Annotated in this window: 26 protein-coding genes; 11 read left to right on the top strand and 15 right to left on the bottom strand. The window is 71.3% G+C overall.

From position 1 onward, the window contains the following. The first annotated feature begins 6 nt into the window (after positions 1 to 6). Both BM430_RS18560 and BM430_RS18555 read left to right on the top strand, forming a co-directional pair. Positions 7 to 1,260 (top strand): TetR/AcrR family transcriptional regulator, encoded by a 1,254-nt coding sequence (locus BM430_RS18560; RefSeq protein ID WP_093568731.1) that lies wholly within the window; start codon positions 7 to 9, stop codon positions 1,258 to 1,260. Between the two features lie 129 nt (positions 1,261 to 1,389). Then, the gene (locus BM430_RS18555) at positions 1,390 to 2,565 is read left to right on the top strand and encodes an aminotransferase class V-fold PLP-dependent enzyme (RefSeq protein WP_093568730.1); all 1,176 of its coding nucleotides are present in this window, start codon (positions 1,390 to 1,392) and stop codon (positions 2,563 to 2,565) included. A 54-nt stretch (positions 2,566 to 2,619) separates the two neighbouring features. Here BM430_RS18555 and pepT read toward each other — a convergent pair whose 3' ends face one another. The 3 genes from pepT to BM430_RS18540 all read right to left on the bottom strand — a co-directional run bounded on the left by pepT (position 2,620) and on the right by BM430_RS18540 (position 5,174). Then, the gene (gene pepT / locus BM430_RS18550) at positions 2,620 to 3,882 is read right to left on the bottom strand and encodes a peptidase T (RefSeq protein WP_093568729.1); all 1,263 of its coding nucleotides are present in this window, start codon (positions 3,880 to 3,882) and stop codon (positions 2,620 to 2,622) included. A 14-nt stretch (positions 3,883 to 3,896) separates the two neighbouring features. Next, entirely contained in the window at positions 3,897 to 4,517 is a 621-nt protein-coding gene (locus BM430_RS18545) for a glutathione S-transferase family protein (RefSeq protein WP_093568728.1), read from the bottom strand. A 333-nt stretch (positions 4,518 to 4,850) separates the two neighbouring features. Beyond that, the gene (locus tag BM430_RS18540; RefSeq protein WP_348273084.1) at positions 4,851 to 5,174 is read right to left on the bottom strand and encodes a hypothetical protein; all 324 of its coding nucleotides are present in this window, start codon (positions 5,172 to 5,174) and stop codon (positions 4,851 to 4,853) included. A 272-nt stretch (positions 5,175 to 5,446) separates the two neighbouring features. On the opposite strand from BM430_RS18540, the gene BM430_RS18535 reads away from it, so the two are divergent. The 4 genes from BM430_RS18535 (at position 5,447) to BM430_RS18520 (ending at position 8,357) form a co-directional block, all read left to right on the top strand. After that, on the top strand, positions 5,447 to 5,890 hold the full coding sequence (locus BM430_RS18535) for a DUF2948 family protein (protein ID WP_177303095.1): 444 nt from the start codon (positions 5,447 to 5,449) through the stop codon (positions 5,888 to 5,890). Between the two features lie 69 nt (positions 5,891 to 5,959). Next, complete coding sequence (gene hisD / locus BM430_RS18530; protein WP_093568726.1) at positions 5,960 to 7,249, top strand: histidinol dehydrogenase; 1,290 nt, start codon at positions 5,960 to 5,962, stop codon at positions 7,247 to 7,249. A gap of 93 nt (positions 7,250 to 7,342) precedes the next feature. Beyond that, entirely contained in the window at positions 7,343 to 7,831 is a 489-nt protein-coding gene (locus BM430_RS18525) for a UPF0262 family protein (RefSeq protein ID WP_093568725.1), read from the top strand. Positions 7,832 to 7,934: 103 nt separating this feature from the next. Continuing rightward, the gene (locus tag BM430_RS18520) at positions 7,935 to 8,357 is read left to right on the top strand and encodes an arsenate-mycothiol transferase ArsC (RefSeq protein WP_093568724.1); all 423 of its coding nucleotides are present in this window, start codon (positions 7,935 to 7,937) and stop codon (positions 8,355 to 8,357) included. 103 nt (positions 8,358 to 8,460) lie between these two features. On the opposite strand, the gene BM430_RS18515 is transcribed toward BM430_RS18520, so the two are convergent. The 4 genes from BM430_RS18515 to BM430_RS18500 all read right to left on the bottom strand — a co-directional run bounded on the left by BM430_RS18515 (position 8,461) and on the right by BM430_RS18500 (position 11,465). After that, positions 8,461 to 8,781: an AzlD family protein gene (locus tag BM430_RS18515; RefSeq protein ID WP_093568723.1), complete on the bottom strand. Its 321-nt coding sequence runs from the start codon at positions 8,779 to 8,781 to the stop codon at positions 8,461 to 8,463. Beyond that, positions 8,778 to 9,494, bottom strand: a complete 717-nt coding sequence (locus BM430_RS18510) for an AzlC family ABC transporter permease (protein ID WP_093568722.1) — start codon at positions 9,492 to 9,494, stop codon at positions 8,778 to 8,780. The genes BM430_RS18515 and BM430_RS18510 overlap by 4 nt, the downstream gene beginning before the upstream one ends. A gap of 182 nt (positions 9,495 to 9,676) precedes the next feature. Next, entirely contained in the window at positions 9,677 to 10,600 is a 924-nt protein-coding gene (locus tag BM430_RS18505) for a PAS domain-containing protein (protein WP_177303094.1), read from the bottom strand. A gap of 121 nt (positions 10,601 to 10,721) precedes the next feature. After that, positions 10,722 to 11,465, bottom strand: coding sequence for a Crp/Fnr family transcriptional regulator (locus BM430_RS18500; RefSeq protein ID WP_093568720.1), 744 nt, complete (start codon positions 11,463 to 11,465; stop codon positions 10,722 to 10,724). 355 nt (positions 11,466 to 11,820) lie between these two features. On the opposite strand from BM430_RS18500, the gene BM430_RS18495 reads away from it, so the two are divergent. After that, positions 11,821 to 12,096, top strand: a complete 276-nt coding sequence (locus BM430_RS18495) for a hypothetical protein (protein ID WP_093568719.1) — start codon at positions 11,821 to 11,823, stop codon at positions 12,094 to 12,096. Between the two features lie 7 nt (positions 12,097 to 12,103). Then, complete coding sequence (locus BM430_RS18490; protein ID WP_093568718.1) at positions 12,104 to 12,379, top strand: hypothetical protein; 276 nt, start codon at positions 12,104 to 12,106, stop codon at positions 12,377 to 12,379. Between the two features lie 188 nt (positions 12,380 to 12,567). Here BM430_RS18490 and BM430_RS18485 read toward each other — a convergent pair whose 3' ends face one another. The 4 genes from BM430_RS18485 to BM430_RS18470 all read right to left on the bottom strand — a co-directional run bounded on the left by BM430_RS18485 (position 12,568) and on the right by BM430_RS18470 (position 14,317). Beyond that, on the bottom strand, positions 12,568 to 12,828 hold the full coding sequence (locus tag BM430_RS18485; protein ID WP_093568717.1) for a hypothetical protein: 261 nt from the start codon (positions 12,826 to 12,828) through the stop codon (positions 12,568 to 12,570). 101 nt (positions 12,829 to 12,929) lie between these two features. Next, positions 12,930 to 13,634, bottom strand: a complete 705-nt coding sequence (locus BM430_RS18480; RefSeq protein WP_244539545.1) for a hypothetical protein — start codon at positions 13,632 to 13,634, stop codon at positions 12,930 to 12,932. Next, complete coding sequence (locus BM430_RS18475; protein WP_143132067.1) at positions 13,631 to 13,993, bottom strand: hypothetical protein; 363 nt, start codon at positions 13,991 to 13,993, stop codon at positions 13,631 to 13,633. The genes BM430_RS18480 and BM430_RS18475 overlap by 4 nt, the downstream gene beginning before the upstream one ends. Before the next feature lie 120 nt (positions 13,994 to 14,113). Beyond that, on the bottom strand, positions 14,114 to 14,317 hold the full coding sequence (locus BM430_RS18470) for a hypothetical protein (RefSeq protein ID WP_093568714.1): 204 nt from the start codon (positions 14,315 to 14,317) through the stop codon (positions 14,114 to 14,116). Between the two features lie 271 nt (positions 14,318 to 14,588). Here BM430_RS18470 and BM430_RS18465 point away from each other — a divergent pair, with 271 nt between their 5' ends. Continuing rightward, positions 14,589 to 17,444, top strand: coding sequence for a phosphoenolpyruvate carboxylase (locus BM430_RS18465; protein WP_093568713.1), 2,856 nt, complete (start codon positions 14,589 to 14,591; stop codon positions 17,442 to 17,444). Positions 17,445 to 17,886: 442 nt separating this feature from the next. On the opposite strand, the gene BM430_RS18460 is transcribed toward BM430_RS18465, so the two are convergent. Both BM430_RS18460 and BM430_RS18455 read right to left on the bottom strand, forming a co-directional pair. Beyond that, positions 17,887 to 19,023 (bottom strand): thermonuclease family protein, encoded by a 1,137-nt coding sequence (locus BM430_RS18460; protein WP_093568712.1) that lies wholly within the window; start codon positions 19,021 to 19,023, stop codon positions 17,887 to 17,889. A 132-nt stretch (positions 19,024 to 19,155) separates the two neighbouring features. Next, positions 19,156 to 19,959: a hypothetical protein gene (locus BM430_RS18455; RefSeq protein ID WP_093568711.1), complete on the bottom strand. Its 804-nt coding sequence runs from the start codon at positions 19,957 to 19,959 to the stop codon at positions 19,156 to 19,158. A 413-nt stretch (positions 19,960 to 20,372) separates the two neighbouring features. On the opposite strand from BM430_RS18455, the gene BM430_RS18450 reads away from it, so the two are divergent. Continuing rightward, entirely contained in the window at positions 20,373 to 21,299 is a 927-nt protein-coding gene (locus BM430_RS18450) for a lipid kinase (RefSeq protein WP_093568710.1), read from the top strand. Between the two features lie 15 nt (positions 21,300 to 21,314). Then, complete coding sequence (locus BM430_RS18445; protein ID WP_093568709.1) at positions 21,315 to 22,058, top strand: TerC family protein; 744 nt, start codon at positions 21,315 to 21,317, stop codon at positions 22,056 to 22,058. A gap of 553 nt (positions 22,059 to 22,611) precedes the next feature. Here BM430_RS18445 and BM430_RS18440 read toward each other — a convergent pair. Both BM430_RS18440 and BM430_RS18435 read right to left on the bottom strand, forming a co-directional pair. Next, positions 22,612 to 23,721 (bottom strand): sensor histidine kinase, encoded by a 1,110-nt coding sequence (locus tag BM430_RS18440; RefSeq protein WP_093568708.1) that lies wholly within the window; start codon positions 23,719 to 23,721, stop codon positions 22,612 to 22,614. A 6-nt stretch (positions 23,722 to 23,727) separates the two neighbouring features. After that, positions 23,728 to 24,252 (bottom strand): Rab family GTPase, encoded by a 525-nt coding sequence (locus tag BM430_RS18435; protein WP_093568707.1) that lies wholly within the window; start codon positions 24,250 to 24,252, stop codon positions 23,728 to 23,730.

Below are 24,252 nucleotides of genomic sequence, written 5' to 3'. Positions count from 1 at the left end.
CCTCCCATGCCCCGCAGCCTCGATCCCGAGACCGCGCCCGTTCCCGACGCGGCGCCGCGCCAGACCCGACGCTACGCCCAGAAGCGCGACGCGATCCTCCACGCCGCCGCCGCCCTGATCAACGAGGCCGGCGTGAAGGGCACGACGCTCGCCGACGTCGCCCGCAGCGTCGGGCTGATGACGAACAGCGTGACCTACTATTACCGCCGCAAGGAGGACCTGGCGGCGGCCTGCTTCCTGCACACGATCGGGGTGCTCGACGGGCTGGTGGCCCGGGCCGAGGCGGCGCCCGACGGGCCGGCGCGACTCGCCCTCCTCCTCGACCTCGTCGTCGCCCACCGGGCCGCGATGGCGGCGGGCGAGGAGCCGGACCTCGCGGTGCTCCACGACGTGCGGGCGCTGCCCGCCCCGCAGGCCGAGAGCGTGTTCTCGGCCTACAACGCGCTGTTTCGCCGCCTGCGCGGCCTGTTCGACGAGGACGGCCTCGACCGGCCGGACCGCAACGCCCGCACCCACCTGCTGCTCTCGGTGATCCACTCGACCCGGCTGTGGATCCACCGCTACGAGCCGCGGGACTATGCCCGGGCCGGCGCCCGGATGACCGACCTCCTCACGCGCGGCCTCGCCGCTCCGGGCTCGAGCTGGCACCCCGCCCTCCTGCCCGAGCAGGCGCCGCCGGAGGAGAGCGAGGTCTCGCCGGAGGCCTTTTTGCGCGCCGCCACGATCCTCATCAACCAGCAGGGCTATCGCGGCGCCTCGGTGGAGAAGATCTCGGGTCTCCTCAAGGTCACCAAGGGCTCGTTCTATCACCACAACGACAACAAGGACGACCTCGTCGCCAATTGCTTCGCCCGCAGCTTCGCGCAGATCCGGGCGGTGCAGGACGCGGCCGACGCGAAGGGCGGCAGCGGCTGGGACCGGATCTGCACCGCGTCCGCGACGCTGGTGCGCAGCCAGCTCGGTCCCGGGGGACCCTTGCTGCGCGTCACCGCCTTCAGCGCCCTGCCGGAGGCCCTGCGCACCGAGACGAGGCGCACCATGAACCGCCTGACCGAGCGCTTCGGCTTCTGCCTCGTCGACGGCATGGCCGACGGCTCGGTGCGCCCGCACGATGCCGGCATCGCCGCCCAGCTCGTCTCCAGCATGGTCAACGCGGCGGCCGAGCTGCCGGCCTGGGTGCCGGGAGTGACGCCGGACAATGCGGCGGATCTCTATGCGAGGCCGTTGTTCCTCGGGTTGTTCGCGCCGGCGGCACGCTAGGGTTAAACCCGATCAGCTTGACCATGGGCGAGGCTGAATGGCGTCACGCCTGACAATCCCTTCGAATATGGTTGCCGTCGACGCGACGTCCGTTGATGGCCGGTTCGCGGGATAGGTAAGGCGAGAGACATGGCCATCGCGGTCGAGAAGCTCAGGTCCGAGACACCGGGCGTTGCCCACCGCATCCATCTCAACAATGCTGGTGCCGGGCTGATGCCGCAGCCTGTGCTCGACGCCATGGTCGGCCATCTCACCCGCGAAGCCGAGATCGGGGGATACGAGGCGGCCGGGGAGGCGGCCCCCCAGCTCGATGGCGTTTACGACAGCGTGGCGCGATTGCTCGGGGCGGAGCGCGACGAGATCGCGCTCGCCGAGAATGCGACGGTCGCCTGGCAGCTCGCCTTCTACGCCATGGCCTTCCGGCCGGGCGACCGGATCCTGACCGCCCGGGCGGAATACGCCGCGAACTACGTCGCGTTCCTTCAGGTCGCGAAGCGAACCGGGGCGGTCATCGAGGTCGTCCCAGATGACGGAGACGGCGTGCTCGACCCCGAAGCCCTCGAACGCATGATCGACGGGCGCGTCAAGCTCATCGCGATCACCTGGGTGCCGACGAACGGCGGCCTGCGCAATCCCGCGGCGGCGGTCGGACGGATCGCGCGCCGGCACGGCGTGACCTATCTGCTCGATGCCTGCCAGGCTGTCGGACAAATGCCGACGCGGGTCGATGAACTCGGATGCGACGTGCTGGCCGCGACGGGCCGCAAATTCCTGCGTGGCCCGCGCGGTACGGGATTCCTCTACGTCCGGCGTGAGCTGATGCGGAACCTGGAACCGCCGATGCTCGACCATTTCGCGGCGCCCTTGATTGCTCCGGACCGCTACGAACTGCGACCTGACGCGCGACGCTTCGAGACGTGGGAAAACAACTACGCTGCCCGGCTCGGGCTCGGCCGTGCCGTGGACTACGCCCTGGAGGTCGGTCTCGATGTGATCGAGGCGCGCTGCCGCGACCTGTCAACGAGACTGCGCGACGGCCTGAAAGCCATTTCTGGTGTCATGGTCTACGACCTGGGACGCGATCCGGCTGCCATCGTGGCGTTCTCACATGAGAACCGCGACGCGGACAGTGTCAAAGCGGAGCTCGCCCTCTCGGGCATAAATGTGAGTGTTTCCAACCCCTCCAGCACTCTCCTGGACGCCGAAGCTCGGAGGCTTCCGTCGCTCGTGCGGGCATCTCCACACTACTACAACACTGAAGATGAGATCGATCGACTTGTCTCAGCCATGAGCACGCTGCGGTAGCAATACACTTGGCTCGACGGTTGGGCCGTCTACCTTCGACGGCCCCTCGCGCGGTCAAGCCGATCGCGTTGTGACCGTCACCGACTCCGCCGCCGACAGACAGATCCGCCGCGTCACCCGCCACGAGGCCGCGAAGGCCGGCACCGGCAGGAACTCGAACCGCGAGTGGAAGTTGTGGGCGCCGGTGAAGTAGTTCGGCGTCGGCAGGCCGCGGGCCGAGAGGGCGGCGCCGTCGGTGCCGCCGCGCATCGGGATCTGGCGCGGCGCGATGCCCTCGGCTTTCAGCGCGGCGAACAGGAGATCGACCGGGCGATTGTCGTCGCCGAGGCTGTCGTGGATGTTGCCGTAGGTGTCGGTGATCCGGCATTCCACCCGGCCGGTCGGGTAGAGGGCGGCGATCTCCGCCGCCACCGCGTGCAGGCGCTCCTTGCGGGCGGCGAAACGGGTCTTGTCGAAGTCGCGGATCATCGCCTGCAGGCGGGCCTCGCCGGAATGGGCCTGGAGGCCGTTGAACCAGATGTAGCCCTCGCGGCCTTCCGTGTTCTCCGGCGTCTCGGCCCGGTCGAACCGACCGATGAAGTCGTGCGCCATCAGGAGCGGGTTCACCATCACGCCCTTGGCCGACATCGGATGCGCGGCGACACCGGTGAACACGATCTCGGCGCCCGCCGCGTTGAAGGTCTCGATCACCACCTCGCCCAGCCCGCAGGCATCGATCGTGTAGGCGAAGTCGCAGGGGAGCCGCGCGAGGTCGAGGGCCTTGGCGCCGCGCAGGCCGATCTCCTCGTCGGGCACGAACGCCACGACGATGTCGCCGTGCGGATCCTCGGGCGTCAGGGTCGCGAGCAGCGTCATCACGACGGCGATCGCCGCCTTGTTGTCGGCCCCGAGCACGCTGGTCCCGTCGCCGACGATCACGTCCTGGCCGGTATAAGCGGCGATCTCCGGATGCTCGGCGACCCGCAGCCAGATGTCTTGAGCGGCGTTGAGGCAGAGGTCGGCGCCGTCGAAGCGCAGCACCTGCGGGCGGATCTCGGGCGAGAGCCCGACATCGACGGTGTCGAGATGGGCGACGAAGCCGATCGGCGGGGCGCCGGGCCGGGTGCCGGGTTTCCGCGCCGTGAGAGTCGCGTGCTCGTCGAGCACCACGTCGGACAGGCCGAGATCGCGCAGCTCCCCGGCCAGCAGCTCGGCCAGCGCGCGCTGGCCCGGCGTGCTCGGCAGGGTGGTGGCGCGGGCGTCGCTCTGGCTCGCCACCGCGAGGTAGCGGAAGAAGCGCTCGATGAGCTGGGCCCGGATCCCCGTCTCGTCCGTCATGTCGCGTCGGTCCATCAGGTCAGCGCCACCGAGAAGCCGCGCTGCACGGCGGGCCGGGCCATCAGCGCCTCGTACCAGCGTTTCACGTTCGGGTGGTCGGCGAGGTCGACCCGGTGCCGGGCGTGGCGCCAGGCCCAACCCAGGATGGCGAAATCCGCGATCGAGAGGTCGCCGGCGACGAACTCGCCCTCGGCCAAGCGCGTGTCGAGGACACCGTAGAGCCGGCGCGTCTCCTTCTGGTAGCGCTCGAGCCCGTAGGCGCGATCCTTCTCGTCGACGGAGAGGAAGTGGTGGACCTGGCCCGGCATCGGCCCGAAGCCGCCCATCTGCCACATCAGCCATTCCATCACCTGGACCCGGCCGCGCCCGCCGGTGGGAAGGAAGCGCCCGGTCTTCTCGGCGAGGTAGACCAGGATCGCGCCGGATTCGAACACCGAGATCGGTGCGCCATCGGGCCCCTCCACATCGACGATCGCCGGGATGCGGTTGTTCGGGCTGAGGGCGAGGAAGGCGGGCTCGAATTGCCGGCCCTTGGTGATGTCCACCGGCTCGACCCGGTAGGTCAGCCCCATCTCCTCCAGCGCGACGCTGATCTTGCGGCCGTTCGGTGTGTCCCAGGCATAGAGCTGGATCATTCTGCGCTCCCGTGCGGTGCGGGCGGGAAGGTAGAGCGGTTCGGGAGCGGAGTCGCGCGGGTTCTGCGGGGAGAGGCGTCGCGGCTGGTCCGCACTCAGGACATGCGGAACGCTCCGCGAACACGAAGGAGCAGGTTAGCCCCCGAGCAGGCTACGGCCAGAGGGATGCGAGAGATTGAGGAGAGATTGACTTGGCGTGACGTGAGAGCTTGCCTGCCTCGGTCCGTGTCCGCACCCCGGTCGGACGTGAACGATCACGCGTCGTATCCCGGTAGCAGTGGGGCGCGCGGCAGCACCGCGCGCCCCACCTGCACCATCGATCGATACCCGCGATCAATACCCAATGGCGCCGCGCTTGAAGCCGAAGCCCGGGACCTCGCAGCCGCAGGACGAGTTGAGCGGGGCCGGCCGGGTCGGGCAATTGCCGCGGGCGGTGACGCAGATCCGGCCGATGCGGCCGCCGCCATACTCGCCGCGGTAGCGCGGACGCTCGTATTCGTCGCGGTAGCGCGGGCGGTCGTAGTCGTAGCGCTCCTCGTAGCGGCGGCGCGGGCGGTCGTCGTCATAGCCGCCGCCGTAGCCGTACTGCGCGAAGGCGGGCGCGACGCCGAGGCCGAGGGTCAGGGCGGCCAGGGCGGCGGTCATCACGGTTCTCACGGGGTCTCTCCTCACGATTTCGGACGTTTGTGTCGGACCTTTTTTCGCCGGTCACGCTAGGCGTCCCGACATGAACGCCGGCTGAGGCGATTCGGTGCCGTTGCGACAGGCGGCTCGGCACGAAATCACCGGTCCCCCGCCATCGGCCGGGCGATGGTTGTCGTCGGCGGGGGCCATCGCTACCTACGTTCAGTATCATTCCGAACAGCGCGGGCCGGCCGCTCGACCGACCGGCCCCAAGCACAGGGACGCCGACAGTGAAGGACGCGGAGATGGAGCTCCTGAAGCTCGCTGCCCTCGACGCCGACGATCTCGCGGTCATCTCGACCCACCTTCAGGATGCGGTCCTGCGGACCGGAGACCTCGCCTACCTGCCCCGCGAGCGCCGCTTCGCCCTGGTGGCGCGACGCTTCGACTGGGAATGCCCCGACGGCGCCCCGCCGCGGCGGCGGCTGACCGGGCTGCACTTCGAGCGGGTGCTCAATGTCCGCTGCCGCAACATTTCCCGCGACGAGCCCGACAGCCCGCTCGAATTGCTGGCCATCACCTTCGAGCCCGGCGAGGCGCCGTCCGGCACGGCGACCCTGGTCTTCTCCGGCGGCGGCGCCATCCGGCTCGAGCTCGAATGCATCGAGGCGGCGATGAAGGATCTGGGCCCGGTCTGGCAGGCCGAGAGCAAGCCGGCCCATCTCGACATGCCCCTCGACGCGGCCTGAATTTTTTGGCAGTCGGCGGGCCAAGCCCCGCCGACCAGAAGCCCCGCCGACCACGAGACCGGATCCCGCATGCAGCGCCTCGATTCCCGCGACCCCGACTTCGAGGCGCAGTTCACCCGCCTGCTCTCGGTCAAGCGCGAGGTGGCGGAGGATGTCGACACGGCGGTCCGCGACATCATCCGCGACGTGATCGAGCGCGGCGACGCCGCGCTGATCGACTACACGACGCGTTTCGACCGGCTCGACCTGACGCCCGAGACCATCCGGGTCTCGCCCGACGAGATCGACGCGGCGACGGCGGCGTGCTCGGCGGACGCCCTCGACGCCCTGGCTCTGGCGAAGGACCGGATCGAGACCTATCACCGCGCCCAGGTGCCGGCGGACCACCGCGAGACCGACGCGCTGGGCGTCACCCTCGGCTGGCGCTGGACCGCGCTCGAATCGGTCGGCCTCTACGTGCCGGGCGGCACCGCGAGCTATCCCTCCTCGGTGCTGATGAACGCGGTGCCGGCCAAGGTCGCGGGCGTGCCGCGCCTCGCCATGGTGGTGCCGACGCCGGACGGGGTCACCAACCCGCTGGTGCTCGCCGCCGCCAAGCTCGCCGGGGTCGACGAGGTCTTCCGGGTCGGCGGCGCCCAGGCCGTGGCGGCGCTCGCCTACGGCACAGCGACCATTCGGCCGGTCGCCAAGATCGTCGGCCCGGGCAACGCCTACGTGGCGGCGGCCAAGCGCCGGGTCTTCGGCCAGGTCGGCATCGACATGATCGCCGGCCCCTCCGAGGTGCTGATCCTCGCCGATTCCTCCGCCAACCCGGACTGGGTCGCGGCCGACCTGCTCGCCCAGGCCGAGCACGACACGGCCGCCCAGGCGATCCTGGTCACCGACAGCGACGCGCTCGCCGAATCCGTGGCGGCGGCGGTCGAGGGCCAGCTCAGGACCTTGCCGCGCTCCGAGATCGCCACCGCGAGTTGGCGCGACTACGGTGCCGTCGTGCGGGTGGAGCGCCTCGGCGACGCGATCCCGCTGGTCGATCGCCTCGCGCCCGAGCATCTCGAGATCGAATCGACTGAGGCCGAGGAGCTGGCGGCGCGGGTGCGCAATGCCGGGGCGATCTTCCTCGGCGCCCACACCCCGGAGGCGATCGGCGACTATGTCGGCGGCCCCAACCACGTCCTGCCGACCGCCCGCTCGGCCCGGTTCTCCTCCGGCCTCGGCGTCCTCGACTTCATGAAGCGGACCTCGCTCCTCTCCTGCACGCCCGAGGCCCTGCGGGCGCTCGGCCCCGCCGCCGTGGCCCTCGGCCGCTCGGAGGGGCTGGAGGGCCATGCCCGCTCGGTGGCGATCCGCCTGAACCTTTAATCAGTCCGGGTCATCCTCCGTCAGGCTTGCGCACGGGACCGCGCTTGCCTCTGCTGTATGGTCCGACACACCCGAGACTGGCGAGGAGATCCGATGGCGAGCGAGACTCCCGATCCGCGGCACCGCCTGGCGAAGGTGACGCTCGACGAGGATTCGATCGGGCGCGGCAACCCCGACCAGGAGCACGAGCGCGCCATCGCGATCTACGACATCCTGGAATCGAACAGCTTTCGCGTCGCCAACCACGAGGGCGGCCCCTACGCGCTGGCGCTGGGCCTCGTCGAGAACAAGCTGTCCTTCGCGATCTCCACCGCCGACGGCCAGCCGGTGATGACCCATCTCCTGTCGCTGACGCCGTTCCGCGGCGTGATCCGCGACTACGAGATGATCTGCGACAGCTACTTCAAGGCGATCCGCACCGCCTCGCCGAGCCAGATCGAGGCGATCGATATGGGCCGGCGCGGGGTCCACAACGAGGCGTCCGAGCTGCTGCGCCAGCGCCTGGAGGGCAAGGTGGAGATCGACCACGACACGGCCCGCCGGCTGTTCACCCTGATCTTCGCCCTGCACTGGAAGGGCTGAGCCTTTGTCCGGAAGCCCCCTTCCGGACAGTGCCGCTCCCGCCGGGGCCGATTCGTCGAAGCCGGATCCCGCGCGACCCGAACCGTCGAAACCGGGCAAGCGGGTGCAGTCGGTGCTGTTCGTCTGCAACTTCAACGCGGTGCGCTCGGCCTGCGCCGAGGCCCTGGCCCGGCACTATTTCGGCAAGTCGGTCTACGTGCAATCCGCCGGGGTCCGCAGCGGCGAGCCCACCGACCCGTTCATGATCTCGGCCCTCGACGAGATCGGCATCGACGCCTCGCGCCACCGCCCCCGCACCCTGGAAGAGCTGGAGGAGTGGGAGGGCCTGAACTTCGACCTGATCGTCTCGCTCTCGCCGGAGGCCCACCACGCGGCGCTCGAACTCACCCGGACGGTGGCGGCCGAGGTCGAGTACTGGCCGACCCCGGACCCGACGGTGTCGCAGGGCTCGCGCGAGCAACGGCTCGATGCGTACCGTGATGTGCGCGACGGGTTGGGGTTTCGCATCCGGCAGCGGTTGCGGTGAGGGTGGAAGCCTCCAAACCGTTCCGATCGTTCGGTCTTTCCCACCATCAACCTCATCCTGAGGTCGAGGGTGGCATCAATCGAGCGACACGGCCGGACGGATTCTACAACCCCAGAGCCCGCCCGGCCGCCACTACCCCCAGCCCCGCCAGCACCGCCGCCAGCTCGAACCGGGTCAGCGCCATCACGCCGGCCGCCGTGATCAGTCCGAGCAGCCCCGGCAGGCCGGCGGAGAGGCCGGTGGGCAGCGCGGTCGCCACCACGATCGAGCCCGGCAGGGCGCGCAAGCCGCGCTCGACCCGCGGGGTGAGGCGCACCCGGCTCATCAGCACCACGCCGGAGGCGCGGCACAGATAGGTGACGAGGGCGAGCGCCAGGATGGCGATCCACGGGCCGGCGGGACTCGCGAGGACGGCGTCGATCATCGCGCCGCCCCGTCATCGACGAGGAGGCCGGTGACGAGCCCCGCCGCGGCGCCGGCCGCGATGAAGGCGTAGCCCGGCACCAGCCGCTGCACCAGCAGCGCCACGAGGCCGGAGGCGAGCCACGGCAGGGCCGGCCGCACCCCGCACCAGAGCGGCGCCAGCATCGCGGCGAAGAACACCGGCAGGATCATGTCGAGGGCGTAGGCCCGGGGCTGGGTCACCAGGGCACCGGCGAGGTGGCCGGCCGCCGTCGAGGCGACCCAGAGCGGCCACAGGCCGATGCCGGAGCCGAACAGCACCCCGAGGTCGCGTCCGCCCTCGGCGCGGTGGCGCACGCCGATGAGCCAGCTCGCATCGACCAGCACGAACAGCGTCATCGCCGTGCGCCAGAGCGACGTGCCGCGCATCCAGGGCTGGATGGTGGCGCCCATCAGGATCATGCGGGCGTTGATGAGGCCGGTCACCGTCATGGCGGCGAGGAGCGCGCTCAGGGTCCAGGGCTGGCCCCAGACCTCCAGCGTCACCATCTGGGCCGAGCCGGCATAGACAAGGGCGCTGGCGCCCATGGCCTCCGCGAGGCTCACGCCCCGCTGGGCCGCCGCAGCCCCGAAGGCGGCGCCGAACACCGCGATGCTGGGCCAGAGCGGCAGGCTGAGCCGGATGCCCGTGAGGATGCCGGCCCGGGTGAACGGCGCGGCGGACGCGTGGGACATGGGTGCGGGAAAATGTGTCGGCAGCGGGAGACCCGTCTGTCGCGCACCGGCCCGGCGGGCGTCAATCCGCGGATCCGCCTGCCAGGGTTGCGGGGACCGCGACCGCGATCGTTCCCGTCAAGGTTGACGAAACCTCACCGTGACGCATCGATGCGGCGTTTCCACGTGAAACAGCCGCGCTCTCACCGCGGCAACGGCAGCACGATGACGACCTGGCGCTCGTGGCGGGTCTCGGTGATGGTGGTGACGGCGTGCAGGTCGTAGGCGAGCATCCGTTCCAGCATCTCCCCGCGCAGGCTCCCGCCGCTGCTCTCGATCACCGCATCCCGGCGCCGCGCGCGCTCGCGCCAGATCAGGGTGAGGTGGGTCGGCGTCGTGGTCCAGGTCGCGGCGATCCGGTCGTGGCCGTCGAGCACCGCGCTCAGCACCAGTTCGTGCAGGGCGAGCCCGAGCTTCTCGGCCATCTCGACCGGCAGCCGCACCGGCGGGCCGGCGAGCTCGCTCGGCTCCGGCAGGGCATGGGCCGACAGCTCGTCCCGGATCAGCACCTCCAGGGCGACGCCGCTCAGCGGCTCGCGCGAGACCTCGGCCTGGATGCGCGCCATGGCGGCGAGGCGGTCGTCGACATAGGCCACGACGTCGTCGGCCGTGACCGCCGTGTCGGCGATGCGGCGCACGATGCCGCGGGTCACCGCGAGGTTGTTGCGGCCCTGGCGCTGCAGCTCGTGGATCAGGCGCGTCTGCGCCTCGCGCATCAGGTGCAGGGCGTGGATGTCGGTCGAGGTGCCGAACCAGGCGACCGGCCGGCCGTCGCCGTCCCGCCGGGGCGTGGCGCGGGTGGAGAACCAGAGATGGGTCTCGCCGTCGATGCCGTCCGCCGACCGGCGCCTCAGGCGATGCTCGATCGCGAGGACGCCGTGCCGGGACGTCGCCTGCCAGGCCTGGAGCGTGCGCTCGCGGTCCTCCGGATGGACGGCGTCGAGCCAGCCGTAGCCGCGGCTGGAGGCGGGGCTCTGCCCGGTGAAGGCGGCCCATTGCGGGCTTGCCCAGATCCAGTCGCCGAGCGGGTTCGCCTGCCAGACGAGGTGCGGGATGCTCTCGACCATCCGGCGGAAATCGGGCTCCTCCCCGTCCTCCGGGCCGGCCGCGCCCTGTCGCCCGGCAACCTCCTGCCCCGGAACCTCTTGTCTGGAAACGCCTTGCCCAGAAACGCCTCGCCCGGCAGCCTCACGCCTCATTGGAGTCGAGGTGCCGCCCTTCCCGGCCCAGATGGAGGTAGTTCGGGTTGAACTGCACCGCCCGCTGCAGCGCCTCGAGCCGGTGGATGGTGAGCTCGCGGCCGCGCAGGGAGATCAGCCCGACGCTGCGCAGTTCCTGCAAGGTGCGGTTGACGTGCACCACCGACAGCCCAATCGTATCGGCGATCTCGGCCTGGGTCAGGGGCAGCTCGCAGGTCGTGCCCTGGGTGAGCCCGACGGCGCGCAACCTGACATAGAGTTCGCAGAGCAGGTGGCCCAGGCGCTCGAAGGCGGTGCGCTGGCCGATATTCACCGTCCATTCGCGCTGGATCGCCGCCGTTACCAAAGCTTCCCAGCACAGGGCCTGCGACAACCGGGCATGGCCGGCGGTGAGCTGGCGCATGGTTTCGGGGGGGATCTCGGCCAGGGTCACGGCGGTGACGGTGCCGATCGAGTGGTCCATCTCGCCCAGGATCGAGGCGTTGTGGTCGCACAGGTCGCCCGGCAGCAGATAAGCGATGATCTGGCGGCGGCCGTCCTCGAGGGTCTTGTACCGGCAGGCCCAGCCGTCGAGGATCAGGTTCACGCCCTGCGGGAGATCACCTTCGTGGACGATGTCGTCGCGCGAACGAATACGACGCGTGCGCTGGCGCGACGCCTGATCGAGCGCGTGTTTGTCATCGGAGGACAAGCTCGTGAAGTGCTCGAGCTTGCGAATGAGAAACTCAGCCAAAGCACCCCACCACCGCGCCTGATGCCTGAACTAACACATTTATGTTCATGAATTTCTAACAAAAGTTAATACCGACATTGAGATCGAACTAATTTTGACTAATTAATATCGCCCCTCCTCAATCGTCGGCGACCTCTACAACCAATGGAGATGTCGGCGACGCGGTAGCGGGTTTCCGCCTGGACCGGGACGGTCTTGCGGTCCAGGCAGGTGTGCCGAGTGTTGCGGTCTCACAACATCGGGGTCGGAAGTGGAAGCTCGGCCACAGAGCAGGGATTGTGATCCGCGGCCGGATGGGCAGTTTTGGCGGCGAGGGCGGCTCCTGAAGCGCGAGGCTGCGATGATGTCACGGGCGATGCACGATCGACCCGGCGGGCCGGCTCCCGCCATCCTGGCCCCGGTCCGGCAGACCGGCGATGCGGGCCGCACGGCCGCGCCCCTGGCGGCCTTCCTGTCGCCCGGTCTGCACGCCGCGTTCGACGGCTGCCTGACCGAGGCGCTGCCCGCGGATCTCGCCGACCTCCTGGGACGGCTCGACCGTGCCGGAGGCGCCCAGAAGCCGGGATCCCCGCGCGACCGCGATGCGGCCGCGCGCGGCCCCCGCACCCCCGATTCCTTCAAGCGTTCGTAGAGTCACCATGAGCGAAATCGCCGCCGAAACCACCCGTGTCGTCGCCTTTCCGCAGGCCGTGGCCGCGGCTCCCGTCGACGAGAACACCGCCTCGATGATCGAGGTGCTGCAGGAGCAGCTGCGCCTCGCCCGCGAGGGCAAGCTGCGCTCCGTCGCGGTGGTGTCGGTCTCCTCCGACGGCGGGGCGGTCGGCACGCAATGGTCCTGCACCCACGGCGACATCACCAGCCTGATCGGCAAGCTGACGGTGCTGACCCACGACATGATGGCCGCCCGCAAGTGAGCGTTTCTCGAAAGTGACCGTCTCCCATCGGTCTGAGGTCGCGGGTGGGAAGGGTCTGAGCTTCGCGTGAACGGTCCTGCGCGCACGATGGCACTGCCGTCGCGAATCTCCGCAAATCATTGATTCAGCGGCATTTCATCCGACGAACCGGTGTCCTCTTCGTCGGATGATTCGCTCGGGCGGCCGCGTCAGCCGCGGCTGAGCCGGTGGGCGTTGGCCCGGACCTTGCGGCGATAATCCCGCACCACCCGCTCGGCCGTGCCGCCGGTGGCGAGCGTCATCGCGGCCTCCGCCGCGGCCTCCATCTTCTCCGTCACCATGCGCTGCGCCTCGGCCTGGGCCGCCGCACCGCCTTGCGAGAGCTTGGCCAGCCGCAGGGCGACGACCGTCTGGGCTTCGAGCCCGAGGCGGACGGTGTCGAAGCCGAGGCGCAGCCAGGAATCGTACATCGCGAGACGTCTCCGAGAACGGGTCGTGGATGGGAGGATCGGTCGCCCGGCGGACGAACGCCGCAACGGCCGCGGTGTTTCCGTCGAGGATGCGGGAAAACTCAGGGAATCGCACCCTGCGGCAGCATGAGACCGCCGGGTGTCCGCCCGGCGGCGCCGTCGGGGGCCGCGGCCTTCTCGCGCTTCGGCTTCGCCGTCCGCTTGGCAGCCGTCTTCGGCGACTCGGCGGCCGGATCGGCTCCCTCGGCCTGGGCTCCTTCCGGCTTCGGGGCGTCCGCCTTCTCGCTCTTGGCCTTCGGGCCGCCCTTGCGGGCGGTGGGGACGGGCTTTTGCGCCTTCGGCTCCGCCACCTTCGGGGGGTCGCCGCAGGCCTGGAACGCGAGTTCGGCCAGGACCTGGCTGCCGTCGTCGGCGAGGATGCGCAGGCTCGGCGGCAGGGTGTCCGGGCTGCCGGCCCAATGGATCGTCGCGCCGTTCTGCGCCTCCAGGGCGGCCGGCGAGGGCCCGCGGCGCAGGCCCGACAGGTCGGGGCCGTAGGCGGTCGCGAGCTTGTTGCGGATCACCACCTGCAGCACCTGCACGGTCTCGGGCGAGAGCGGCCGCAGCGGGTTGCTCCAGGTCATGGTGCCCTGCCGGGTGACGAACAGGCGAAACCCCTTGGGACCCGCGAACTCGGCCGCCTGCGGCGCCGGGCAGGCCGGCGCGGCGCCGCCGGGCGCGGCACGGGCGGGAAGGGCCGTGGGACCAGCCAGAGGGATAGCCGAGAGGGCGGCCAAGAGGGCGGCCTGCACCGCGGCACGCGTCACCGGGATTCTCCGTCGCGCTTGGAAGAATTGAAACTGGAAGGATCGAGCTTGCGGCCGCCGGGCTCGGGCAGGCCGGGCTCCGCCGGGTCGTGGTCGATGGTCATGCCGCCGCGCGGGCGGAGCCTCGGTGCGTCGGGCGCCTCCAGCCGCTCGGGATCGGCGCGCGGCGGCATCGGCTGGCGCGCCGCCTCCTCCAGCAGGCCGGCGAGGTCCTCGTCGAAGTCCCGAAACAGCTCGTCGCCCCGGTCCTCGAGTTCCTGCTCGTGCGGGAGCCGCAGGGGCGGACGGCGGCCGCGGCCCTGCGCGAACACGAGCACCAGGCCGACGAACACCAGGGCTGCCGCGGCAGCCAGAATCACGATCATTTCCATCGTGATGCCAGCCTTAGAGCATTTCCCGCGACCTGTCCGGTCGCACAGCGACGAACGCGCATGCAATGACGGCGTCGTCCGGCCGCGGCTCGGCCCAGCCCTGCCTCGTCAGGCCGGCAGGTAGCCCGCCTCGCGCAGGCCCGCCTCGACGGCGACGAGCAGGGCGCCCTCCTCCGGCGAAGTCTCGGGGGCATCCTCGTCCTCGGCGTCGCGGATCGCCCGCACCGGCGCGCGCGCGCCGATCAGCCCGGTGGGCAGAGCGGTTCCGATGCGGGGGGTGGCCGCGTTCGGGGCAGCTGCGGTCGACATCATGGCGCGTTGCTCCGCGAATCGGCATCTTCGGGTCAGGCAGTATGGGGCGTTAGGAAAATCTTAACCATTGCGCGGGCGCCGTCGGGGACGATTCCCGGCCGGGCTGTGGCTTCGCGGCCGCAAAGACCGCGCGTTTCCCGGGCGGGCGCGCCGGCCCGGGAAACGCGGCCTATATGCGCCGCGGAACGCTCCTTGCGTCACGCCAACCCAGGCGCGAGCCCGCGCGCCGCTCGATCCGGACGGTGATCCGGCCACAGGACGAAGCGACCCGATGGACAGGCACCAAGGTACCGACCCCGATTCCGACCGCCACGGTTCCGAGTCCCGCTCGGCCGCGACCCTCGAGGCGGACCTGCTCGGGCTGGTCGAGGAGGCGCGCCGCCAGGCCAGCCAGGACCCGTTCCGCAATCCCGTCCTAACCGTGGCTTTGGCGATCAGCCGGCTGTTCGACCGGGACGAGATCGGCGAGGACGACCTCGCGGGCCTGTTCGTGCGCCTGCGGGCCCAGGCGCTGGAGGCCCGGGCGGCGCGGCTGCGGGCCTATCTCGGCCTCGGGACCGAGCCGGATTCCTCCGCCGCGACCGAGGCCGTGGCGGCGGCAGCCCTCGGCGATCCGGAGATGGGCTTCGAGGCCGCCCGCACCCGGGTCGAGCGCACGCGTTTCGCCGCCGTCTTCACCGCCCACCCGACCTTCGGCATGCCGAAGGCGGTGGCGAAGCTCCTGGCCGAGGCCGCCTCCGAGCCCGACCCGGCGGCGCGTCGGGCGCCGGTCGCGGCCGCCGCCGCGCTCTCGGCCCGGGCCGACCCGGTGATCACCCTCAACGACGAGTTCGACCAGGCCCGGCACGCGGTCCAGCACGGGCGCGCCGCCCTCGACGGCCTGAACGAGGCCCTCCTGCGCGCCGCCCGCGAGCGCTGGCCGGATCGCTGGAGCGACCTCGTCCCGATGCCCGTCGTCATCGCCTCCTGGGTCGGCTGCGACACCGACGGGCGCACCGATATCGGCTGGTGGGACACCCTGCGCTACCGGCTCGAATCGAAGCGCACCCAGCTCGACCGGGTGCTGGCCCAGCTCCCCGACGATCCGGCCGCGGAGCCCGCGCGGCGGCTTGCCGAGGAGGCGCGGGCGGCGGTCCTGCGCCAGCTCGCGGTGGCCCCGAAGCTCGGCGAGCAGCCGGCGCTCGAGGCGGTGCACCGCTTCGCCCTGGCGCTGATCATCGAGCGCGACCGGGCCCAGAATGCGGCCGGCCCCCTCCTCGCCCTCCTCGACCGGGCAGTGGCCGAGGCCGCCGACGACGAGGCGCGCCTGAAGCTCTGCGGCTTGCGGGCGGGCGTCGCCGCGCACGGGCTCCAGAACGGCCTGCCGCATTTCCGGCTCAACGCCAGCCAGGTCCACAACGCCGTGCGCCGGGCCCTCGACCAGGAGGGCGACCCGACCGACCCGGCCCAGCGCCGCTCGCACCTCGCCTCGATCAACGCGCTCCTCGACGCGGTCGCGGCGGTGCCGGTGGATTTCGGGGCGCTCGCCGCCGAGCGCGCCTCGGCCGCCCGGCTGATGATGACGATCGCCCAGATCCTCAAGCACGTCGACGGCACCCACCCGGTCCGCTTCCTGATCGCCGAGACCGAGACCGGCTACACGCTGCTCGCCGCGCTCTGGCTCGCCCAGCATTTCGGCATCGGCGACAAGGTCGAGATCACGCCCCTGTTCGAGACGGCCTCGGCGCTCGAGCAGGGCGTGCACGTGATCGAGGATGCGCTCCGCTCGCCCCACTGGCGCGCCTATCTCAAGCGCATCGGGCGCCTGGTGGTGCAGTTCGGCTACTCGGATTCGGGGCGCTATGTCGGCCAGCTCGCCGCCACCTTCTGGATCGAGCGGCTGCGCTTCCGCATCACCGAGTTGATGGCGGCCCACGACCTCACCGACATCGAGCTCGTGATCTTCGACACTCACGGCGAGTCGATCGGCCGGGGCGCCCATCCGACGAGCCTCGCCGACCGCCTGGCCTACCTCGCCCCCGACCACGCGCGCCGGCGCAACCGCGAGGCCGGGATCCGCACCAGCCTCGAATCGAGCTTCCAGGGCAGCGACGGCTACCTGTTGTTCGGCACGAAGGCGCTGGCCGAGGCCACGGTCGCGCGCATCGGCGAGCACGTCTACAGCCGGCTCCAGCCCGCCCCCGACCCGATCTACGCCGAGGCCGACTTCGCCACCGAGTTCTTCACCGGCGTGCGCCAGGACATGGAGACGCTCGTCAACGATCCGGGCTACGCGGCGTTGCTCGGCACCTTCGGGCCGAACCTGATCGACCGCACCGGCTCGCGCCCGGTAGCACGGCAATCCGACGGCGGCGGGCCGGTCGCCATCACCCATCCGCGCCAGATGCGGGCGATCCCCAACAACGCGATCCTGCAGCAGCTCGGCTTCCTGGCGAATTCCCTGCACGGCGTCGGGCGGGCCGCCGGCCGGGCGCCGGACCTGTTCGTCGAGATGCGCGAGCGCTCCGAGCGCTTCGCCCGCGCCTTCCGGCTGGTGCAGGAGGCGACCGCCGTCGGCGACCTCGACGTCCTGCGCGCCTATATCGACACCCTCGACCCGTCCGTCTGGCTCGAGCGGGCGCGCCGCGCCACCCGGGATGGGCGGCGCGAGGAGATCGTCGCGGTCGCCGCCGCCCTCGACCGGCTCAACCTCGCGCCGCACCTGCGCCGCCTGTTCGGCCGGCTGACGCAGGACCACCTGATGCTGCACAGTGTGGCGCCCGACCTGCCCGGCATGACGCCGCGGCTGGCGCTCCTGCACGCGCTGCGCCTCGCGCTGATCCACCGGATCTGGTTCCTGGCGGTGCACATCCCGGGCTTCCGGCCGCAGAACGGCATCACCCGCGAAGCCCTGATCGAGCGCATCCTGCGCCTCGACGTCGAGAGCTGCCTCAAGCTCCTCGACGACATCTTCCCCGTCACCCCGGACCCGACCCTCGGCCTCAATTTCGGCGAGCCGGCGGGGCCGCGCGGGGTGGGCACCTATGAGGCCGAACACCGCACCCTGTTCGCCCCGATCCGCCGCCTGTTCGTCCTCGTGCGCGAGATCAGCGGCATGATCCAGCACGAGGTCGGGGCGTTCGGGTGACGGGGTCGCGCGCCGGGAGCTGCCTGCGTGGAGTTTCCGGCGCGTCGGTCCCGTGCGGCACGGTCGATGACCTGCCGCACCATCCGATTGCACCGCCACGATCAACGACAGGGATGTGAGGTCCTGATCTGCGTAGGCGGTTCTCATGCCCTCCACGTCATCCCGGGGCCGCGCAGCGGAACCCGGGATCCATAAACGCCGAGGGTTCATGACGAGGCGGCGCGCTGGTCGCCCCGTTCGGCACCGTCAGCGGTTATGGATCCCGGGTTCTCGACTTCGTCGAGCCCCGGGATGACGTGGAGGGTTTTACATCGGTCCGCCCGCACAGATCAGGCTCTCAGGATCGGCGGCCGCGGGATATTGTTGGCTCTACGCTACTATCATGTACCGTGTTGCAACGCGATCGGGTGTAGATCCAGGATCGACGCAGGGGCCGCGATCATCAGGGCTTCGCCCAGATCCCGAGCTTGCCCGTCCGCGCGTGGCGCTCGGCCTCGACGAGGTCCGGCGTCGCCTCGGGCGTCGCGCGGCCGCCGCCGTTGTAGAGCACCACCTCGGAGAGGTCATGCCCGTCGACGGTGCAGATCCAGGCGGTCTTCGCCGGGCTCGGCTGGCAGTTCACCGGGCGGCCGCCGAGATAGCCCGTCAGGTCGCCCGCCTGCGCGCCCCTGGCCGCCTCGACGCCGTAGAGGCGCAGGGTCCGGCCGCCGAGCCGCAGGGTCGCGGTGTCGAGCACCTCGGCGACGCCGGCGATCGGGCCGGCGGCCTCCGGCACCAGGGCCCCGGTCTCCACGGGCTCGCGCTTCGCCTCAGGACCCTTCGCCTCAGGATTCTTGGAGTCCGGCGCGGGCTTCGCTTCGGCGGTTTTCCTCTCGGCCGGCTTCGTCTCCGCAGGCCTGGTCTCGGCCGATCGGCTCCGGCCGGCCCCTTGTCCGGCTCCTTGCGCGGGTGCCTGGACGATAGCGGCCTCGCGCGCCGGCTCCCCGCCGCCGCGGAGCAGGGCGTAACCGACGCCCAGCACCGCCAGCCCGCCGAGGACCGCGTAGACCGGACGGCGGGACGCGCCGCGGCCGGGCAGCGGCTGCGGCCGGGCGAGCCCGGGCTTCAGCCCCTCGCCGGGCGGGACCGGTGGCACCGGGACCGGCGCGGCGGCAGAGGCCTCCGGCTCCCGCGCCGGCGGGCGCAGGCGGGCGGCGAGTCCGCTCAGCGCATCCTGCCAGCGCGAGGCAGGAGCGGGGCGGGCGGGCGGTTCGGGAGCGGCGGCGGGCTTCACCACGATCCAGTCCCGCGGCGCGTCGCCCGTCGGCGGGGCCGGGGCGGCGGCCGGCTGGAACATCGTCGGATGCTGGCGGCGCAGCTCGTCGACGAGGTCGCCGAGCGTCAGCGGAAGGGCCTCGCCGGCGACGCTCCGGGTGCGCGGGCTCCCGTCCCGGTCGACGACCTGGTAGCCCGGCGGCGCGTCGGAGCGGCGGATCGCCGATTCCACCAGGAGCTCGAGGGTGCGACGGGCCACCGCGACAGGGCGTTGCCGGTCGATCTCGGCCCGGATCAGCGCCTGCAACTGCTCACGCGAGGTCATGTCCGCATCGTGTCCCATCGCCCCCGGCCGCGGGGTCTGCCCGAGCTGCCCGCCGAGCCGCCCGCCCCGTGGCGGGCGCTCGCCCTCTTTATCTAGGTCCCGACGGGCGCCCTGTCACAGGGCGCCCGTGGTTCAGCGGCTCGCCACCGCGTCGCGGCGCACCACCCGGCTGTTCTCGGCGATGATGACCGGGCGCGCGCCGGCCAGGCTCACCGCCAGTTCCAGATCGACGGTGCCCTGCGAGCGCACGCCGCGATCGGGGCTGAAGGCCGAGAAATCGACCGTGGCGCGGACCTGGCAGACGGCGAGCCCGGCATTGCAGGCGGTGCGCAGGGAATCCGACCGCGGGCGGTAGCGCCGCTCGGGCCAGCGCTGTACGAAGCGGCGCTTCTCGGACATCAGGCTCGCGACGCTCATCGACCGGCCGTGGAAGACGACCTGGCTGCCGTAGAAGCCCGGCGCCGCCGCAAGCGCCGCGCCGTTCGGCCCCGAGATCGACGCCAGGTAGTCGCGGGCGAGGCGCTGCGAGGCCAACGCCCAGTCGCGCATCTGCCCGTCCGAGACGGTGACCGGGGCGGGGGCGGGAATCTGGACCGGGAGCGGGCGCTCGGTCCGGGCGAGGCGCGCGGCGCGGCGGGCCGCCGTCGCGGCGTGGATCCCGCTGCGGGCCGGCCTCTGCGCCTCCTCGGCGACCCGGCGCGGGGCGCGATGCTGCGCCTTCGGCGCCTCGGCGCGGGGACCCGGAGCGAATTTGGGCGCGGGCGACGCGGGCGCGGGGGACGGCGCAGGGCTCGCCGGGGCGGGAGCCTGTGCGGCCCGGTTGGGCGGATCGACCCAGCCCTGCGCCAGGGCGGCCGGGGACAGGAGGGCGGTCAGGCCGAGGCCGGCGAGGACGGCCGACGGACGGGAGGGCTTGAGCCGGAACGGACGGAGCATGGGGCGGCACCCGGGGGAGGAGCACGATCGGACAAGGATGGCAGGGAAGTGAACGTTCGTCGCCGCGGTTACGGTTCCATTGCGGGTCCGGCGCCCTCCCCGCTACCCACGTTCCCCACACCCCTCCCGCGGTCCGCAACGCCGCCGACGGGGCGATTCTCGCGTTGGGGAACCCTTGCCAGGCGGGGAGCCCTTGCCAAGCGCGGCCGCGACACCACCTCAAGGGCTCCCCGGGTCCGGGCCCCTCTGGCGGTTCGAGGCGTCGACCGCGATGTCGGACCCCTTCTCTGCCTTTGTGCTGACGCGGCACGATCGCACTGGAGGGCCCGCAGCCTTGCGCGTCATTCCGATTCCGTTCCTGCCGACACGGTTCTCGCCGAACCCGTTCCCGACGATCCACGCCGGAGGCGCCGATGTCCGGCGCTGAGGCGACACGGCGGGCCCTGCTCGTCGTCAACAAGAAGGCCCGCAACGGCGGGCTCGATCTCGATGCCGTGAAGGGCGTGCTGCGCCGCGGCGGCATCGAGCCGGTGGAGCCGCCGCCGGGCGAGACCGACTGCAAGGCGCTGATCCACGCCCATGCGAGCACCTGCGACATGGTGATCCTGGGCGGTGGCGACGGCACCCTCAACGCCGCCGCCCAGGCGCTCGCGGACGCGCATCTGCCCCTCGGCATCCTGCCGCTCGGCACCGCCAACGACCTCGCCCGCAGCCTCGGCCTGCCGGCCGACCCGATCGAGGCGGCGGAGGTGATCGCGACCGTGCCGGCGCGGCCGATCGATCTCGGTTGCGTCAACGGCCACTACTTCTTCAACGTCGCCAGCATCGGCTTCTCGGCCGATCTCGCCGGCGAGCTGACGGCGGACCTGAAGCGCCGCCTCGGCACGATCGGCTACGGCGTTGCGGCGTTCCGGCTGCTGCGCCGGGCGCGGCCGTTCACGGTCTATATCGAGCATGACGGTACGGTGGAGACCGTGCGCACGATCCAGGTCTCGGTCGGCAACGGCCGCCACTACGGCGGCGGCATGACGGTGGAGGAGAACGCTACCGTCGACGACGGCCTGCTCAACTTCTACAGCCTGGAGGTCGCCCATTGGTGGCGGCTGCTCGCCCTGCTGCCGGCCCTGCGCCGGGGCACGCAGGGGAAAGCCGCCGACGTGCGCGCCTTCCAGACCACCGAGGTGATCCTGCGCACCCGCAAGCCGCGCCCGGTCAACACCGACGGCGAGCTGACGACCTACACGCCGGCCCATGTGCGGGTGCTGCGACAGGCCGTCCAGGTCCACGCGCCCCCGTTCCAACCGCCGGCCCAGACGGGCCGCCCCTCGATCTTCCCGTAAGAGGAGCACCTGTCCGTGGAGTCCCTCGTCCAACTCGCCGCCGACCCGACGGCCTGGGCCGCGCTCGCGACCCTCGTCGTCATGGAGGTCGTGCTCGGCATCGACAACCTGATCTTCATCTCGATCATCACCAACAAGCTGCCGGCCGAGCAGCAGTCGCGGGCCCGGCGCATCGGCATCGGGCTCGCCCTGATCCTGCGCCTCGCGCTGCTCGGCACGGTCGCCTACATCGTCCACCTGACCCAGCCGGTCTTCGAGATCTTCGGCAAGGGCCTGTCCTGGCGCGACATGATCCTGATCGCCGGCGGCCTGTTCCTGCTCTGGAAGGCCACCAAGGAGATCCACCACAGCCTCGATCCCGATCCGGAGGAGAAGGCCGGCGGCGGGGGCGCCTCGCTCGGCTACGCCGCGGCGATCGGCCAGATCCTGATCCTCGACCTGGTCTTCTCGATCGACAGCATCATCACGGCGGTCGGCATGACCGAGCACGTGCCGATCATGGTGATCGCGGTGCTCGCGGCCGTGACGGTGATGCTGCTCGCCGCCGATCCGCTGTCGCGCTTCATCGCCGCCAACCCGACGGTGGTGATGCTGGCTCTGGGCTTCCTGATCATGATCGGCATGACGCTGATCGCCGAAGGGTTCGGGGCCCACGTGCCGAAGGGCTACATCTACACCGCCATGGCCTTCTCGGCCGGCGTCGAGGTGCTCAACATCCTCGGCCGGCGGGCGCGGCAGGCCAAGCGCAAGGCGGCGTGACGGCCGTCGCTTCGATGGTCTGAGGGCAGCGCCCGGTCGCGATGCGATCGGGCGCTGTTTTCGTTCAGGCGGACCGCCCTCAAGGAACTGGCAGCTTCGCGAAGGCTCAGTCTGTTCGATCGCTCGATTGCAACGACACTGACACTCTCAGGGTCATTCCGGGGCCGCGTATCGGAGCCCGGAATCCAGACACTCAGGTCATGTAAACGAGGCCGATAGGCATCCGTCCTATCCTGCACCCTCCGTGGTTCTAGATTCCGGGCTCCGCTGCGCGGCCCCGGAATGACGCTGAGGATGTTGAATCTGTTGAAGACAATCAACCAGGCTCTTTTTCTCGAACATGTCGCACGTTCGAGGCATCGACCGTCACCAAAGCTGCGAATGGCCGCTGAAACTCGACCATGACAGCCTCGCGGTCGCCCAGCACCTCGACCACCGTTCCCCTGCTGCCCTCCGGCACACTCTCCCCGCGCCGCGTCTCAGCAGCGCGTAGAAGCTCGACGCGTTCGTAAAGGTTCGGCCAGCGTGCCGGGTCGCGAACCACGATCCCGCCCTACCCCAGATCGATGCGAAAGCACGCCCCCGGCGCATCGTCCGCCACCACCCCGATGCGCCAGCCGTGCAGCTCGGCGATCCACCGGCAGATGCTGAGACCCAGACCCACGCCGTTCGGCACGCGCCCGTTCGGCACCCGGGCGAAGGTCTCGAAGATCGCCTCGTGGAAGGCCGGCGGCACGCCGATGCCGGTGTCGCGGACGGTGATCCGGCCGGGCTCGCCGGGCCAGGCCCGGATCCCGATGCGCAACGGCCGCTCCGGTGCGCGGTAGCGGATGCTGTTGGCGATCAGGTTCTGGAACAGGTTTGTGAGGAGGGCCGGGACGCCGATCACCACGGGCAGCGGCCCGACATCGAGGTCGGCGGAGGCGGCGCCGAGGTCGAGGGCGAGGTTGCGGGTCGCGTCGAGGACGACCCGGCCGAGATCGACGGCCTCGAAGGTGTGGCTCTCGGCGCTGAGCCGCGCGTAGTCGAGGAGCCCCGTGGTCATCCGGTTGAGGCGCGCGGCGCAGCCTTCGATCGTGTCGAGGCTGTCGCCGACGATCGGGCCCGCCTCCGCCCCGAGCCTCGTGCGCAGGATGCCGGCGAAGGCCACGATCTGGCGCAACGGCGCGCGCAGGTCGTGGGCGGCGACCGAGGCGAAGTCGCGCAGGTTGCGGTTCATCCGCTCCAGTTCGCGCGAGGCGGCGATGATCTTCTCCTCGAGCAGGCGCTGCTCGCGGCGCTGCTGGAGCACCCAGTGATCGATCGGCCGGTCGACCTGGTCGACGGTGGTGAGCACGGCGTGCTCGCCCCGCGCCGCCTCCCACGCAATCGCGATGTCGCAGCGCGGCGCGCCCGTCACCATGGCGAGGCGGATCCCGGGGAGCACGATCGGCTCGGGGAGGGTGCGCTGCTGGGCGCGCATGTCCTCCTCGAGGCCCGACAGGATCGGGCTGTCGAAGGCGGAGCGCCCGGGCTCGGGGAGCCAGTCGCTCAAGGGACCGGTGCGGGCGAGCACGCGGCCGTCGCCGTCGAGCGCCGCGACGCCGACGAGGCCGGCCTCGAGGAGGTGGGCCAGGGTGCGGGAGAGGTCGGCTCCGGCCGGGAGCGCGAGGGCGGCGCGCATGGCGGCTTACAGGCTCCGGCGCTCGATCGTGGCGGCGAGTTCGGCGAAGAGGCCCGTGACCCCGTGCCCGGTGCGGGCGCTGGCGAGGGCGACGACGTCGGCACCCCGCGCCCGGGCGAGGAGGTCGGGCGGCGGACCCGAGGCCGCCCCGCCGGATTCATCGACCACGAGGTCGCTCTTGTTGAGCACCGCGGCACAGGGGCGGCCGGGCAATGCCTCGCGAAACCCTGAGATCAGCGCCGCCATCTGGTCGAGGGAGGCCGGCCGCGTGACGTCGGCGACGATGAGCGCCCCGCTCGCCCCCTTGAGGTAGACGGTGCGGAAGATGCTGAGGCCGAAATCGCCGTCGGTGTCCCACAGGACCAGCGGCATCGGCTTGGCGCCGCCCGGCAGCGCGGCGGTGGTGGTGTAGATGTCGACCCCGATCGTCGCCTTGTAGCTGGTCTCGAACCGGCCGAAGGCGAGCCGGTTGGCGAGCGAGGTCTTGCCCACGCCGATCGCCCCCAGGATCATGATCTTGCGCGCCGCCAA

This window comes from Methylobacterium sp. 174MFSha1.1, assembly GCF_900116815.1.
Taxonomy (GTDB): Bacteria; Pseudomonadota; Alphaproteobacteria; order Rhizobiales; family Beijerinckiaceae; genus Methylobacterium.
Note: the sequence above shows the minus strand (reverse complement) of the source record. Positions and strands in the feature narration are given on the sequence as shown.